The sequence below is a fragment of the Pseudomonas sp. HMSC063H08 genome, from assembly GCF_001813645.1.
Lineage (GTDB): Bacteria > Pseudomonadota > Gammaproteobacteria > Pseudomonadales > Pseudomonadaceae > Pseudomonas > Pseudomonas aeruginosa.
The window spans coordinates 189,877-204,405 of the sequence record NZ_KV813429.1 but is presented as its reverse complement, the minus strand read 5'-3'; the positions used below and the strand labels follow the sequence as shown (position 1 = coordinate 204,405).

The 14,529-nt window shown below is 65.3% G+C and carries 18 protein-coding genes; 17 read left to right on the top strand and 1 reads right to left on the bottom strand.

Annotated elements, in window-relative coordinates; translation table 11 throughout:
• Positions 1 to 32: 32 nt before the first annotated feature.
• From HMPREF2924_RS13025 to HMPREF2924_RS12965, 13 genes are all read left to right on the top strand, one after another.
• On the top strand, positions 33 to 569 hold the full coding sequence (locus HMPREF2924_RS13025) for a YceD family protein (protein WP_003091144.1): 537 nt from the start codon (positions 33 to 35) through the stop codon (positions 567 to 569).
• Positions 570 to 582: 13 nt separating this feature from the next.
• A complete protein-coding gene (rpmF, locus tag HMPREF2924_RS13020; RefSeq protein ID WP_003091143.1) occupies positions 583 to 765 on the top strand; it encodes a 50S ribosomal protein L32 in 183 nt (60 codons plus the stop codon).
• A gap of 3 nt (positions 766 to 768) precedes the next feature.
• Positions 769 to 1,779, top strand: a complete 1,011-nt coding sequence (gene plsX / locus HMPREF2924_RS13015) for a phosphate acyltransferase PlsX (RefSeq protein ID WP_071533934.1) — start codon at positions 769 to 771, stop codon at positions 1,777 to 1,779.
• A 105-nt stretch (positions 1,780 to 1,884) separates the two neighbouring features.
• Positions 1,885 to 2,823 carry an ACP S-malonyltransferase gene (gene fabD / locus HMPREF2924_RS13010; RefSeq protein WP_003104134.1) on the top strand — a complete coding sequence of 313 codons (939 nt, stop codon included), beginning with the start codon at positions 1,885 to 1,887 and terminating at the stop codon, positions 2,821 to 2,823.
• Between the two features lie 22 nt (positions 2,824 to 2,845).
• On the top strand, positions 2,846 to 3,589 hold the full coding sequence (fabG, locus tag HMPREF2924_RS13005; protein ID WP_003091137.1) for a 3-oxoacyl-ACP reductase FabG: 744 nt from the start codon (positions 2,846 to 2,848) through the stop codon (positions 3,587 to 3,589).
• 195 nt (positions 3,590 to 3,784) lie between these two features.
• A complete protein-coding gene (gene acpP, locus HMPREF2924_RS13000; RefSeq protein ID WP_003091135.1) occupies positions 3,785 to 4,021 on the top strand; it encodes an acyl carrier protein in 237 nt (78 codons plus the stop codon).
• A 128-nt stretch (positions 4,022 to 4,149) separates the two neighbouring features.
• Positions 4,150 to 5,394: a beta-ketoacyl-ACP synthase II gene (gene fabF, locus HMPREF2924_RS12995; RefSeq protein WP_003104132.1), complete on the top strand. Its 1,245-nt coding sequence runs from the start codon at positions 4,150 to 4,152 to the stop codon at positions 5,392 to 5,394.
• A complete protein-coding gene (pabC, locus tag HMPREF2924_RS12990; protein ID WP_003110198.1) occupies positions 5,394 to 6,209 on the top strand; it encodes an aminodeoxychorismate lyase in 816 nt (271 codons plus the stop codon). Before fabF ends, pabC begins: the two co-directional genes overlap by 1 nt.
• A gap of 5 nt (positions 6,210 to 6,214) precedes the next feature.
• Positions 6,215 to 7,264, top strand: coding sequence for an endolytic transglycosylase MltG (gene mltG, locus HMPREF2924_RS12985; protein WP_023124678.1), 1,050 nt, complete (start codon positions 6,215 to 6,217; stop codon positions 7,262 to 7,264).
• 28 nt (positions 7,265 to 7,292) lie between these two features.
• Complete coding sequence (gene tmk, locus HMPREF2924_RS12980) at positions 7,293 to 7,925, top strand: dTMP kinase (protein WP_003091125.1); 633 nt, start codon at positions 7,293 to 7,295, stop codon at positions 7,923 to 7,925.
• On the top strand, positions 7,918 to 8,904 hold the full coding sequence (locus HMPREF2924_RS12975) for a DNA polymerase III subunit delta' (protein WP_003110200.1): 987 nt from the start codon (positions 7,918 to 7,920) through the stop codon (positions 8,902 to 8,904). The genes tmk and HMPREF2924_RS12975 overlap by 8 nt, the downstream gene beginning before the upstream one ends.
• A gap of 33 nt (positions 8,905 to 8,937) precedes the next feature.
• Positions 8,938 to 9,294, top strand: a complete 357-nt coding sequence (locus HMPREF2924_RS12970) for a PilZ domain-containing protein (RefSeq protein ID WP_003091119.1) — start codon at positions 8,938 to 8,940, stop codon at positions 9,292 to 9,294.
• 14 nt (positions 9,295 to 9,308) lie between these two features.
• The gene (locus HMPREF2924_RS12965) at positions 9,309 to 10,085 is read left to right on the top strand and encodes a TatD family hydrolase (RefSeq protein WP_003091117.1); all 777 of its coding nucleotides are present in this window, start codon (positions 9,309 to 9,311) and stop codon (positions 10,083 to 10,085) included.
• Positions 10,086 to 10,310: 225 nt separating this feature from the next.
• Here HMPREF2924_RS12965 and HMPREF2924_RS12960 read toward each other — a convergent pair whose 3' ends face one another.
• Entirely contained in the window at positions 10,311 to 11,444 is a 1,134-nt protein-coding gene (locus HMPREF2924_RS12960) for an aminotransferase class V-fold PLP-dependent enzyme (protein ID WP_003110201.1), read from the bottom strand.
• Positions 11,445 to 11,529: 85 nt separating this feature from the next.
• On the opposite strand from HMPREF2924_RS12960, the gene HMPREF2924_RS12955 reads away from it, so the two are divergent.
• The 4 genes from HMPREF2924_RS12955 to HMPREF2924_RS12940 all read left to right on the top strand — a co-directional run bounded on the left by HMPREF2924_RS12955 (position 11,530) and on the right by HMPREF2924_RS12940 (position 14,490).
• Positions 11,530 to 12,168: a TetR/AcrR family transcriptional regulator gene (locus HMPREF2924_RS12955; RefSeq protein ID WP_003091114.1), complete on the top strand. Its 639-nt coding sequence runs from the start codon at positions 11,530 to 11,532 to the stop codon at positions 12,166 to 12,168.
• A gap of 166 nt (positions 12,169 to 12,334) precedes the next feature.
• Positions 12,335 to 13,231 (top strand): radical SAM protein, encoded by an 897-nt coding sequence (locus tag HMPREF2924_RS12950; RefSeq protein WP_003091113.1) that lies wholly within the window; start codon positions 12,335 to 12,337, stop codon positions 13,229 to 13,231.
• A gap of 64 nt (positions 13,232 to 13,295) precedes the next feature.
• Complete coding sequence (locus HMPREF2924_RS12945; protein WP_003130722.1) at positions 13,296 to 13,928, top strand: DUF4823 domain-containing protein; 633 nt, start codon at positions 13,296 to 13,298, stop codon at positions 13,926 to 13,928.
• Entirely contained in the window at positions 13,921 to 14,490 is a 570-nt protein-coding gene (locus HMPREF2924_RS12940; protein ID WP_003091111.1) for a DUF1285 domain-containing protein, read from the top strand. The genes HMPREF2924_RS12945 and HMPREF2924_RS12940 overlap by 8 nt, the downstream gene beginning before the upstream one ends.
• Positions 14,491 to 14,529: the final 39 nt, after the last annotated feature.

The window sequence follows — 14,529 nt, the reverse complement described above, 5'->3', positions numbered from 1 at the left end:
AGGCGCGGGGGCGTCCCTATAATGGCGCGCTTATGTTGAATGGGCCGATTCCACCTCATATCGATCCGCGCAAGTTGGTCGACCGCGGCGCCACCCTCGAGGGTGTGTACGCGCTCGCCGATATGCCGCGTGTATGCGAGCAACTGACCAGCGATGCCGGTGAGGTGCGCGTGAAGGTTTCCTTCGAGCGCGACCACCAGAAGCTGGCGGTCATGCATATGCAGCTCGATACCGAGGTGAGCATGGTATGCCAACGCTGCCTGGATGCGGCGGCCATTCCCGTGCATGGCGAATATACCTACGCCATTCTTCGGGAAGGTCAGTCCGCCGACGGTCTGCCGAAGGGGTACGATGCGCTGGAAGTGGGGGAGGAACCCCTGGACCTGCTGGCGCTGGTCGAGGACGAGCTGTTGCTCGCCTTACCCATCGTTCCGGCCCATGACCCCGAAGTATGTCAGCACCCGGCTGGATTCGTCGTCGAAGACGAGCCGGAGTCGAGCGAAGTCGAGGACAAGCGTCCTAATCCGTTCAGCGTACTGGCACAGTTGAAGCGTGACCCAAACGTTTAGGAGTTAATCAATCATGGCTGTTCAGCAGAACAAAAAGTCTCGTTCCGCTCGTGACATGCGTCGTTCCCACGATGCGCTCGAGTCCAATGCTCTGTCCGTGGAAAAGAGCACAGGTGAAGTCCACCTGCGCCACCACGTATCCCCGGACGGCTTCTATCGCGGCCGTAAGGTAGTAGACAAGGGCTCCGACGAGTAATCCTTGTCCGCACCAATCATCGCGATTGATGCAATGGGTGGGGACTTCGGTCCCCACTGCGTTGTTCCGGCCTCTATTGCCTTCCTGGCCGAGAATTCCTCTTCGCAACTGATCCTCGTCGGTCAGCCTGCACTCCTCGAAGAACTCCTTTCCCGCTATCCGTCGCTCGACCGGCAGCGCCTGCGCGTGCATGCGGCCAGCGAAGTGATAGGTTCAGACGAACGTCCCTCCCAGGCCTTGCGTGGCAAGCCGGACGCTTCCATGCGCGTGGCGCTGGAGCTGGTCCGCGACGGCCGGGCGCACGCGTGTGTCAGCGCCGGCAATACCGGGGCGTTGATGGCGCTGTCGCGGCACCTGCTGAAGACCCTGCCCGGTATCGACCGCCCTGCGATGGTGACGGCGGTTCCGACCGAGAAGGGGCATTGTCATCTGCTCGACCTCGGCGCCAACGTGGATTGCAGTGCCGAGCATCTCTATCAGTTCGCGGTGATGGGCGCGGTGGCGGCAGAGGCCTTGGGCTGCGTCTCGCCCCGGGTCGCCCTGCTCAACGTGGGGACCGAGGAGATCAAGGGCAACCAGCAGGTCAAGCTGGCGGCGAGTCTGTTGCAGAAGGCGCAGGGGTTGAATTTCAGCGGATATATAGAGGGCGATGGCCTGTATCGCGGCGAGGCCGACGTGGTGGTCTGCGACGGTTTCGTCGGCAACATCCTGCTGAAAGCCAGCGAAGGCCTGGCTGCCATGGTGTCGGCGCGGATCGAACAGCGCTTCCGCGATGGACTGGCGGCGAAGCTGGTCGGTGCGCTGGCGTTGCCGCTGCTGCGCCGGCTGCGCGGCGATATCGCTCCGGCACGCTATAACGGCGCCAGTTTCCTCGGATTGCAGGGGATAGTGGTGAAAAGCCATGGGTCTGCCGCCGAGGAGGGTTTCCAGAGCGCCTTGCGTCGCGCGGCACTGGAAGTCCGGGAAAACCTGCCGCAACGATTGCATGGCCGTCTCGAGCATCTGCTGCTCTAATGTGTGACCGGGCGGTCCAGGCAGCCATCCAACACTCAGTTTCCTGCGCCAGTCGCGGCTGGCGCGTTATCTCCGACGAGCAAAAGACCACAAGGGACCTATTCAATGTCTGCATCCCTCGCATTCGTCTTCCCCGGCCAGGGTTCGCAATCCCTCGGCATGCTGGCCGAGCTGGGCGCCCAGCAGGCGCTGGTGCGCGATACCTTCGCCGAGGCCTCCGAGGCGCTCGGTTACGACCTTTGGGCGCTGGTCCAGAATGGTCCTGAAGAGCACCTGAACCAGACCGACAAGACCCAGCCGGCCATCCTCACGGTTTCGATCGCGCTCTGGCGCCTCTGGCTGGCCGAGGGCGGTGCGCGCCCGGCGTTCGTCGCCGGGCACAGCCTGGGCGAATATTCCGCGCTGGTCGCGGCCGAAAGCCTGGCGTTCGCCGATGCGGTCAAGCTGGTCGAGCGTAGGGGCCAACTGATGCAGCAGGCGGTTCCGGCGGGGCAGGGCGGCATGGCCGCGATCCTTGGCCTGGAAGACGCCGATGTATTGGCGGCCTGTGCCGAGGCGGCCCAGGGCGAGGTGGTCAGCGCGGTCAACTTCAACGCGCCGGGGCAGGTAGTGATCGCCGGTGCCGCGGCTGCCGTTGAGCGTGCCATCGAGGCATGCAAGGCACGCGGCGCCAAGCGCGCGGTGGCGCTGCCAGTCAGCGTGCCGTCGCATTGCGAACTGATGCGTCCGGCCGCCGAGCAGTTCGCCGCCTCGGTCGAAAGCCTGCAGTGGCAGGCGCCGAAGATTGCGCTGGTGCAGAACGTCAGCGCCGCCGTGCCGGCTGATCTCGATACGCTGCGCCGCGACCTGCTGGCACAGCTGTACAGCCCGGTTCGCTGGGTGGAGAGCATCCAGCTGCTGGCGGAAAAGGGCGTCACCGAGCTGGTCGAGTGCGGGCCGGGCAAGGTCCTGGCAGGCCTCAACAGGCGCTGCGCGAAGGGCATCAATACCCATGGCCTGGATGGCGTCGAGGCGTTCGCCGCCACGCGCGCCGCCCTGGCCTGAGAGAGAGAAAGGAGAGAATCCCATGAGTCTGCAAGGTAAGGTCGCATTGGTAACCGGCGCCAGCCGTGGCATCGGCCAGGCGATTGCGCTGGAACTGGGGCGCCTGGGTGCCGTGGTCATCGGCACCGCGACCAGCGCGTCCGGCGCCGAGAAGATCGCCGAAACCCTCAAGGCCAATGGCGTCGAGGGTGCGGGCCTGGTCCTGGACGTTTCCAGCGACGAATCCGTAGCCGCGACCCTGGAGCACATCCAGCAGCATCTCGGCCAACCGCTGATCGTGGTCAATAACGCCGGCATCACCCGCGATAATCTGCTGGTGCGCATGAAAGACGACGAGTGGTTCGATGTGGTCAACACCAACCTGAACAGTCTCTACCGTCTGTCGAAAGCCGTTCTGCGCGGTATGACCAAGGCCCGCTGGGGGCGCATCATCAACATCGGTTCCGTGGTCGGCGCCATGGGCAATGCCGGGCAAACCAACTATGCCGCGGCGAAGGCCGGCCTGGAGGGCTTCACCCGTGCGCTGGCCCGGGAAGTCGGTTCGCGTGCCATTACCGTGAATGCGGTGGCGCCGGGCTTCATCGACACCGACATGACCCGCGAGCTGCCGGAAGCCCAGCGCGAAGCGCTGCTGGGCCAGATTCCGCTGGGTCGCCTGGGGCAGGCGGAAGAGATCGCCAAGGTGGTCGGCTTCCTCGCTTCGGACGGCGCAGCCTATGTGACCGGGGCCACCGTGCCGGTCAATGGTGGGATGTACATGAGCTGAATGTGACGTTACCTTTCTCGGGTCTGTCATAAGCGCTGTCTAGAATTCGTTGCGGAATTGCAGCCGGGTTATTAGATAGAATTATCGAAGTGGCCGTGGGAAGGTGAGGCGTTCAGCTTGAAAAGCAGAAAACCCTTTCTATACACTTACCCGCAGCCCAGCTGCTCGGATTTTCCATAGGAGTGAAAACAAGGTATGAGCACCATCGAAGAACGCGTTAAGAAGATCGTCGCTGAACAACTCGGCGTGAAGGAAGAAGAAGTCACCAACAGCGCTTCCTTCGTCGAAGACCTGGGCGCCGACTCCCTTGACACCGTCGAGCTGGTGATGGCTCTGGAAGAGGAATTCGAGACCGAAATCCCTGACGAGAAAGCTGAAAAGATCACCACCGTTCAGGAAGCCATCGACTACATCGTTGCTCACCAGCAATAAGTAGTCGTCGGATTTTCCGACGTGGAAAAGCCGCACAGCCTGTAAGGGCGTGCGGCTTTTCTTTAGCGCCTTACCTACTCTGGTAGTCTGTCGGCGCAACCCCGTGAAATGAGAAAGAGGAAGTCGTAGTGTCGCGTAGACGCGTCGTCATTACTGGCATGGGCATGCTGTCGCCGCTGGGCCTGGATGTCCCGAGCAGTTGGGAAGGTATTCTCGCCGGTCGCAGCGGGATCGCCCCGATCGAGCATATGGACCTGTCCGCCTATTCCACCCGCTTCGGTGGTTCGGTCAAGGGTTTCAATGTCGAGGAATACCTGTCCGCCAAGGAAGCCCGCAAGCTCGACCTGTTCATCCAGTACGGTCTCGCCGCCAGCTTCCAGGCCGTTCGCGATTCCGGCCTGGAGGTCACCGACGCCAATCGTGAGCGTATCGGCGTATCCATGGGTTCCGGTATCGGCGGCCTGACCAATATCGAGAACAACTGCCGATCCCTGTTCGAGCAGGGGCCGCGGCGCATCTCGCCGTTCTTCGTGCCCGGTTCGATCATCAACATGGTTTCCGGCTTCCTGTCGATCCACCTGGGTCTGCAGGGGCCCAACTACGCCCTCACCACCGCCTGCACCACCGGTACCCACAGCATCGGCATGGCTGCTCGCAACATCGCCTATGGCGAGGCCGACGTGATGGTCGCCGGCGGTTCCGAAATGGCTGCCTGCGGTCTCGGCCTGGGCGGTTTCGGCGCGGCTCGCGCGCTCTCCACTCGCAACGACGAGCCGACCCGTGCCAGCCGTCCGTGGGACCGGGATCGCGACGGCTTCGTCCTGTCCGACGGTTCCGGCGCCCTGGTGCTCGAAGAACTGGAGCACGCCCGTGCCCGCGGCGCGCGGATCTATGCCGAGCTGGTTGGCTTCGGCATGAGCGGCGACGCTTTCCACATGACCGCGCCGCCGGAAGACGGCGCCGGTGCCGCCCGCTGCATGAAGAACGCGCTGCGCGATGCCGGCCTGGATCCTCGGCAGGTCGATTACATCAACGCCCATGGCACCTCCACCCCGGCCGGCGACATCGCCGAGATCGCCGCGGTGAAGAGCGTGTTCGGCGAGCATGCCCATGCGCTGTCGATGAGTTCGACCAAGTCGATGACCGGCCACCTGTTGGGTGCCGCCGGTGCGGTGGAGGCGATCTTCAGCGTGCTGGCCCTGCGCGACCAGGTCGCCCCGCCGACCATCAACCTGGACAACCCGGACGAAGGTTGCGACCTCGACCTGGTGGCCCACGAAGCCAAGCCGCGCAAGATCGACGTGGCCCTGTCGAACTCGTTCGGTTTCGGCGGGACCAACGGCACCCTGGTGTTCCGCAGGTTCGCCGACTGATGCTGGACTGGGTCGACGGCCGGCCCGCCGCCGAGCTGTCCGTGCGCGATCGCGGACTGGCCTATGGCGACGGGCTGTTCGAGACCCTGGCGGTGCGCGCCGGCACGCCGCGTCTCCTGGAACGCCACCTGGCGCGCCTGGAAGAGGGGTGTCGACGCCTGGCGATCCCTCTCGACGCCGCAGCGTTGCGCCAGGAGTTGCTGGCGTTCTGCGCGGCGCTGGGCGACGGTGTCGCCAAGCTGATCGTCACCCGCGGCGAGGGTTTGCGTGGCTACGCGCCGCCTGCCGAGGCCTCGCCGCGGCGAATCCTCTCCGGATCGCCGCGTCCGGCCTATCCCGAGCGCCACTGGCAGCAAGGCGTGCGCCTGTTCGCCTGCCGTACGCGCCTGGCCGAGCAGCCCCTGCTGGCCGGCCTCAAGCACCTCAATCGCCTGGAGCAGGTCCTCGCCCGTGCCGAGTGGAGCGACGCCGGGCATGCCGAAGGGCTCATGCTGGACGTGCACGAGCGGGTGGTGGAGGGCGTGTTCAGCAACCTGCTGCTGGTTCTCGACGGCACCCTCGTGGCGCCTGACCTGCGGCGCTGCGGCGTCGCGGGAGTGATGCGCGCGGAATTGCTCGAGCGCGCCGAAGGAATCGGCGTCCCGCTGGCGATACGGGATGTTTCCATGGCTGAACTGGCGACGGCCGACGAGGTCTTTCTGTGCAACAGCCAGTTCGGCATCTGGCCGGTCCGGGCATTGGACGAGCACGTCTGGCCGGTCGGCGAGCTGACCCGTAAACTGCAAGACCAACTTCGCGACGACCTGGATTTCTGACTTTGATGCGCAAACTGCTGGTGCTGCTGGAGAGTGGCCTGTTGTTCGTTGGCCTCTGCGTCGGCCTGGCTGCATGGCAGCAGCATCGGGCGCTGGAGCAGCCCCTGCAATTGACCGAGGAGCGCCTGCTGGACGTTTCCTCGGGCTCCACGCCGGGCGGCATGCTCGCACGTCTGGAGCAGGAAGAGGTGCTCCATGGCGCGTTCTGGCTGCGCCTCTACTGGCGTTTCAACCTGCCGGGCCAGGCCCTGCACAGCGGTGAATACCGCCTCTTGCCGGGGATGACGGGCGCCGACCTGCTGGAACTCTGGCGTGAAGGCGAGGTGGTGCAGTACAGCCTGACCCTGGTCGAGGGCTGGAGTTTCCGCCAGGTGCGCGAAGCGCTCGCCAGGCAGGGCAAGCTGGAGCAGACCCTGGCCGGCCTGAGCGACGGCGAGATCATGCAACGCCTCGGCAAGCCCGACGAAGTGGCCGAAGGGCGCTTCTTCCCCGATACCTACCGCTACACCCGTGGCATGCGCGACATCGACATACTGCGCAAGGCCTACCAGCGCATGCAGACCATCCTCGCCAAGGAATGGGATGGCCGCAGCCAGGACCTGCCTTATCGCGACGCCTACCAGGCGCTGATCATGGCCTCGCTGGTGGAAAAGGAAACCGGCGTGCCGGAAGAGCGTTCGCAGATCGCCGGCGTCTTCGTCCGCCGCCTGCAGCGCGGCATGCTGTTGCAGACCGATCCGACGGTGATCTATGGCATGGGCGAGCGCTACAACGGCAAGATCACCCGCGCCGACCTGCGCGAACCGACCCCTTACAATACCTATGTGGTGCCGGGCATGCCGCCGACCCCGATCGCCCTGGCCGGGCGCGAGGCGATTCGCGCCGCGCTGCATCCGGCCGAGGGCGAGACCCTGTATTTCGTGGCGCGCGGCGATGGCAGCCATGTGTTCTCCAGCAGCCTGGACGAACACAACAAGGCGGTCCGCGAGTACCAGTTGAAGCGTCGCTCGGACTATCGCTCCAGCCCCGCGCCTATCACCCCGCCGCCACAATGAGCGGCGCAGCCAAGATAAGGAGTGCCGTGTGACCGGCCTGTTCGTCACCCTGGAGGGCCCGGAAGGGGCCGGCAAGAGCACCAACCGCGACTACCTGGCCGAGCGCCTGCGCGAGCGCGGCATCGAGGTGCAGTTGACCCGCGAGCCTGGCGGCACGCCTCTCGCCGAGCGCATCCGTGAACTGCTGCTGGCGCCCAGCGACGAGCCGATGGCCGCCGATACAGAGCTGTTGCTGATGTTCGCCGCGCGGGCCCAGCATCTCGCCGGGGTCATCCGCCCGGCGCTGGCGCGCGGGGCCGTGGTGCTCTGCGATCGCTTCACCGATGCCACCTATGCCTACCAGGGCGGCGGACGCGGTTTGCCGGAGGCGCGCATCGCCGCGCTGGAAAGCTTCGTCCAGGGCGACCTGCGGCCCGACCTCACGCTGGTCTTCGACCTGCCGGTGGAAATCGGCCTGGCGCGGGCGGCGGCGCGTGGCCGGCTCGACCGTTTCGAGCAGGAGGACCGACGCTTCTTCGAGGCCGTGCGTCAGACCTACCTGCAGCGCGCCGCGCAGGCCCCGGAGCGTTACCAGGTGCTCGATGCCGGGTTGCCGCTGGCCGAGGTGCAGGCTGGCCTGGATCGGCTGCTGCCGAATCTGCTGGAGCGTCTGAATGGCTGATATCTATCCCTGGCAGCAGGCGCTCTGGAGCCAACTGGGCGGCCGCGCCCAGCACGCCCACGCCTATCTGCTCTACGGTCCCGCCGGGATCGGCAAGCGTGCCCTGGCCGAGCATTGGGCCGCCCAACTGCTCTGCCAGCGGCCTGCCGCCGCTGGCGCATGCGGCGAGTGCAAGGCCTGCCAGTTGCTGGCCGCCGGTACCCATCCGGACTACTTCGTGCTGGAGCCGGAGGAGGCGGAGAAACCGATCCGGGTCGACCAGGTCCGCGACCTGGTTGGCTTCGTGGTGCAGACCGCGCAACTGGGCGGGCGCAAGGTCGTATTGCTCGAGCCCGCCGAGGCGATGAACGTGAACGCCGCCAACGCCCTGTTGAAAAGCCTTGAAGAGCCGTCGGGCGATACCGTGCTGCTGCTGATCAGCCACCAGCCCAGCCGCCTGTTGCCGACCATCAAGAGCCGCTGCGTGCAGCAGGCCTGCCCTTTGCCGGGCGCGGCGGCGAGTCTGGAATGGCTGGCGCGGGCCCTGCCCGACGAGCCGGCCGAGGCCCTGGAGGAACTGTTGGCGCTTTCCGGCGGCTCGCCGCTCACCGCCCAGCGCCTGCACGGCCAGGGCGTGCGCGAGCAGCGCGCGCAGGTGGTCGAGGGGGTGAAGAAGCTGCTCAAGCAGCAGATCGCCGCCAGCCCACTGGCCGAAAGCTGGAACAGCGTGCCGCTGCCATTGCTGTTCGACTGGTTCTGCGACTGGACGCTGGGCATCCTGCGCTACCAGTTGACCCGCGACGAGGAGGGGCTGGGGCTGGCCGACATGCGCAAGGTGATCCAGTACCTGGGCGACAAGTCCGGGCAGGCCAAGGTGCTGGCCATGCAGGACTGGCTGCTGCAACAGCGGCAGAAAGTGTTGAACAAGGCCAACCTCAACCGTGTCCTGCTTCTCGAAGCCCTGCTGGTGCAGTGGGCAAGCCTGCCCGGGCCGGGCTAGAATCCCGCTGATATTCGACTGGCAGGAACCTGCATGAGTTTGCCACCCAATCTGGGGCCGCGTAACGGCATCCTGTCCTTGACCATCAAGGACAAGTCCGTGCTTTACGCCGCCTACATGCCGTTCATCAGGAACGGCGGGCTGTTCATTCCCACCAACAAGAACTACAAGCTTGGCGACGAGGTCTTCATGCTGCTCAACCTGATGGAAGAGCCGGAGAAGATCCCGGTGGCCGGCAAGGTCGTCTGGATCACCCCGAAGGGCGCTCAGGGCAACCGTGCGGCGGGCATCGGCGTGCAGTTCAACGACGGTGACAACACCGCCCGCAACAAGATCGAAACCTACCTGGCCGGGGCGCTGAAGTCGGACCGGCCGACCCACACGATGTAACGCTAGACAGGATCATGCTGGTCGATTCCCACTGCCACCTCGATCGCCTCGACCTGGCCGCCCATGGCGGCTCGCTCGATGCGGCGCTGGATGCCGCGCGAGCGCGTGGCGTCGGTCAATTCCTCTGCATCGGCGTCAGCGCCGACAATGCCCAGGCGGTGAAGGCCCTGGCCGAGCGCTATGCCGACGTGCACTGTTCGGTCGGCGTGCACCCGCTGGACCTGGAGCCCGGAAGCGCGCCAGCGCTGGACTGGCTGCTAGGCGAACTGGCGCATCCGCGGGTGGTGGCGATCGGCGAGACCGGCCTCGACTACCACTACGAACCGGAAGCCGCCGAGTTGCAGCAGGAGGCGTTTCGCCTGCACCTGGAAGCCGCGCGGATCACCGCCAAGCCAGTGATCGTGCACACCCGTGAGGCGCGCGCCGATACGCTGGCGCTGCTGCGCGAGGCGGCGTTGCCGCAGGCCGGCGTGCTGCATTGCTTCACCGAGGACTGGGAGATGGCGCGATCGGCGCTGGACCTGGGCTTCTACATTTCCCTGTCCGGCATCGTCACCTTCCGCAATGCCGATGCCCTGCGCGAGGTGGCTCGCCAGGTACCGGCCGACCGGCTGCTGGTGGAGACCGACTCGCCCTACCTGGCGCCGATTCCCCATCGCGGCAAGCCGAACCTGCCGGAATACGTGCGCGATGTCGCCGAATTCCTCGCGACGTTGCGTGGCGTCAGCCTGGAAACCCTGGCGGAGCAGACTACCGCCAATTTCCATCGGCTGTTTCCGTTGGCCCGCTAGGCCGGCAAACGGATAAAAAAAACCCGGGTTCTGGGGGATGAATCCGGGTCAAGACCATTAGGAGTGGAACAAAGGTACGCATTCCTCGGTACCTTCACTGGCTGGGTACTTGGGGGGAGATACCGCGCGCCAGTACCTTTCAGTATTGGTCATGTTCGTGGGGCGTCCAGACAGGGCTGGCGGTTTTTTAAACAGATTTGGAATACCCTCGCCGTCCTTGAGCACCTAGGTGCCTGCGACCTGGCGCAAGATCGCCAGGGTGTCGTCGATCACCGTCGAACTCGTGTAGAAGTGCGGGGAAAAACGGATACCTCCGCCACGCTGGGCGCAAATGACCCGCTCCTGGCGAAGCGTTTCGAAGAGTGTCCGGCTGTCCTGGCCGTCCAGGCTGAAGGTCAGGATACCCGCGCGTCGGCTCGGGTTCCGCGGACTGTGCAGGCGTACCCCGGGAATTCCCGACAGACCGTCCTGTAGCCACTGGACGCGCTCGGCGATGTCTCTGCCGACCCGCTCCATGCCGACCTCCTCCAACAGCCCCAGGCTGGCCTCCAGGGCCATCGCGCCGAGCATGTTCGGGCTGCCGCATTCGAAGCGCCGGGCGCTGCGCGCCGGCCGCCAGTCGCGACGCTCGTAATCGAGGGCATGTTCCAGCATGTGCCAGCCATATTCGTGCAGCGCCAGGCGCTCGCGCTGCTCGGGATGGCAATAGAAGACGCCCAGCCCTTCGGGGCCGAGCATCCACTTGTGCCCATCGGCCATGGCGAAGGCACAATCGTAGGCCTGTACGTCGAAGGGCAGGGCGCCGAGCTGCTGGATCGCGTCGATGCAGAACAGCACGCCGCGGCGGCGACATCCCGTGCCGATGCGCTCCAGGTCAAGGCGCAGGCCGCTGGCGTACTGCACCGCGCTGATCGACAGCAGGCGGGTGCGTGGGCCGCAGGCGGCGAGCAGGGCGCCCTCGGGGTCGTCGCCGGCGAGACTGACCTCGACCACTTCGACGCCGCGCGGGCGCAAGGCTTCCCAGACCACTCTATTGGAGGGGAACTCCTCGTTGCCGATGACGACCTGGTCGCCCTCTCGCCAATCCAGGCCGAAGGCTACGAAGGAAAGCGCCTCGGAGGTGTTCTTGACCAGTGCGAGGTCGCTGCCGGCGCGCGCATTGAGCAGTCGGGCAAGGCGCTCGCGCAGGCGATGTTCTATCTTCAGCCATTCCGGATAGTCGCTGGCGCCGTGGGCGACGTTCTCCCGGGCGAAGGCGCTCACCGCGTCGGCGGCGCGTCTAGGCCAGGGTGCGACCGCTGCGTGGTTGAGGTAGCGCAGACCGTTGGTCTGGTCGAATTCGTCCTGGTAACAATTCATCGTCGGATGTTCCGTGCATTTTCGTGCTGAATAGGCATAATACGCGGCTTCGATTTTTGACTCATTTTGACCTGACAGTCTTTTTATGCAGAAAGAGCCTCGCAAAGTTCGTGAATTTCGTCGCCGTGAACAGGAGATTCTCGATACCGCCCTCAAGCTGTTCCTCGAACAGGGGGAAGACAGCGTAACGGTCGAGATGATCGCGGATGCCGTCGGCATCGGCAAAGGCACGATCTACAAGCACTTCAAGTCCAAGGCGGAGATCTACCTGCGCCTGATGCTGGACTACGAGCGCGATCTCGCCGCCCTGTTCCATTCCGAAGACGTAGCCCGCGACAAGGAAGCCCTGTCGCGCGCCTACTTCGAGTTCCGCATGCGCGATCCGCAGCGCTACCGCCTGTTCGACCGCCTGGAAGAGAAGGTGGTGAAGACCAGCCAGGTGCCGGAGATGGTCGAGGAGCTGCACAAGATCCGCGCCTCCAACTTCGAACGCCTGACCCAACTGATCAAGGAGCGTATCGCCGACGGCAAGCTGGAGAACGTTCCGCCGTACTTCCATTATTGCGCTGCCTGGGCGTTGGTGCATGGCGCCGTGGCGCTGTACCACTCGCCGTTCTGGCGCGAGGTGCTGGAAGACCAGGAAGGTTTCTTCCACTTCCTGATGGATATCGGCGTGCGCATGGGCAACAAGCGCAAGCGCGAAGGCGACGCTCCCAGCGCCTGATACCTGTGGTGCCGGGACGCAGTCACTGCGCCCCGCGCACTCTTTGCCGGCAGGGATATACTCGTCGCCCATCGATCCGCCGGCGGGACGTCGGCTGCCCATTTCCGGCGAATCCGCCGGTGGCACCGTCCCGGTGGCGGCTCCACGTTCGTTCAGGAGTTCTCCGATGAGTGTCCGTGAATTCCCCATCCACTACATCGAACCGGTGTTCCGGCCCCCGAGCGAGGCGCATTCGCTGATCCTCCCGGTGACCAATGGCTGTTCCTGGAACAAATGCGGCTTTTGCGAGATGTATACCCAGCCGCAAAAGAAATTTCGCGCCCGCGACGAGAACGAGGTACTGGAGGAGATCCGCCGCTGCGGCGAGCGCCTGATCGTCAAGCGGGTGTTTCTCGCCGATGGCGACGCCCTGGTATTGCCGACCCGCCGGCTGCTCGCGGTGCTGCAGGCGATTCGCGAGCACTTGCCGGAGGTGGAGCGGGTATCCAGCTACTGCCTGCCGCGCAACCTGCGCAGGAAGTCGGTCGACGAGTTGCGCGAACTGGCCGACGCCGGGCTGCGAATGGCCTATGTCGGCGCCGAGTCCGGCGACGACGAAGTGCTGGCACGGGTCAACAAGGGCGAGACCTATTCTTCTACCCTGGATGCGCTGGAAAAGCTTGGCGAGGCGGGGATCAGTCGTTCGGTGATGATCCTCAACGGTCTGGGCGGAATGACCCTGAGCGCGCAGCACGCGGACAACTCCGCGCGCCTGATGAACGCCGCCCAGCCGGAGTACCTGTCGACCCTGGTGGTGAGTTTCCCTACCGGCGAGCAGCGTTTCCGTGCTGGCTTCGCCGATTTCGAGGCGCTGGATCGGCGTGCCCTGTTCGTCGAGGTCGAACGCCTGTTGCAGGGATTGGAGCTCGAAGACACGGTATTTCGCAGCGACCACGCTTCCAACTATCTGGTGCTCAAGGGCGAGCTGGGTGCCGACAAGGCGCGCCTGCTGGCCGAGGTCCGCCAGGCCATCGAGCAGCCGCAGCACGCTGCCCTGCGCCAGGAGTGGCAGCGTGGCCTGTGATGGCGCGGAAGCTGCATCGGCTCGTCATTCGCCGGTTTTCCGACGCCGGCAGGGGAGATGACCGATGTTGCACCTGTTCCGTATCGCCCTGGCGATGCTCCTCCTGGGCAGCCTGTCCGCCTGCATGAAGCCCAGCGACCTGGCCGACGGCGCCGACTACTACCTGCGCGACGCCGGGGTGCTCGATCACAGCGCCAGCCAGCGCAGCAACAACCGGCGGATCCAGGCCGACTCCTTCATCTACATCGGCCAGGGCCCGTTCGTGCCGCCGGGCTACCGGTACGCGCGGCCGAACGTGGTGGCCGAGCAGGCCTTCGAAGGTTTCGTCGAGTATTTCCCGCTGGTGCGCCGCGCCAAGGCGCCGCTCGGCCTGGACGACGCGATGCGCGAGGCGCGTGCCGCCGGCGCCCACTACCTGCTGTACTGCCGTTTCGCCCGGGGCGACAACAGGATCGGCAACTGGGAGGAGTGGGAAGACGAAGAGGAACTCGGCCGGGTCGGGCGCGATCGCAGTGTCATCCAGGTCATGCTGATCGAGACCAGCCCCCGTTTCCTGGTGGACAGCGCGACCATTCGCAGCCGCGGCGGTTTCCTGACGTTCTACGACGCCACCCCGGAAGACCTGCTGCGTCCGCCGCTGGAGCAATACGCCCAGGAATTGCTGGGCCTGAACAGTCGAGGAACAGGCTATGAGTGATACCGGCAAGGCCAACGACCTGCTGGCGCAGATCCCCAGGGGCGAAAAGAAGGGCCTGCCGCCCGTGCACCTGTGGAATCCGCCGTTCTGCGGCGACATCGACATGCGCATCGCCCGCGACGGTACCTGGTTCTACCTGGGCACGCCGATCGGACGCAAGCCGATGGTGAAGCTGTTCTCCAGCATCATTCGCCGCGACGGCGACGACTATTTCCTGGTGACTCCGGTGGAAAAGGTCGGTATCCGCGTCGACGATGCGCCCTTCGTCGCGGTGACCCTGCAGGTGCAGGGCGAGGGCGGGGCGCAGGTACTGCGCTTCGCCACCAACGTCGAGGACGAGGTCGAGGCGGACGCCGGGCATCCGCTGCGCGTCGAGATCGACCCCGGCACCCAGGAACCCACGCCTTACCTGCGGGTGCGCGACAACCTCGAGGCGCTGGTGCATCGCAACGTGTTCTACCAACTGGTCGAGCTGGCGGTGCCGCGCCGGATCGACGGCATCGAATGGCTCGGCGTCTGGAGCCACGGCGAGTTCTTTCCCATCGGCCCGCAGCCGGACTGACAGGCGCAGCATGAAAAAAAGGCTCCCGAGGGAGCCTTT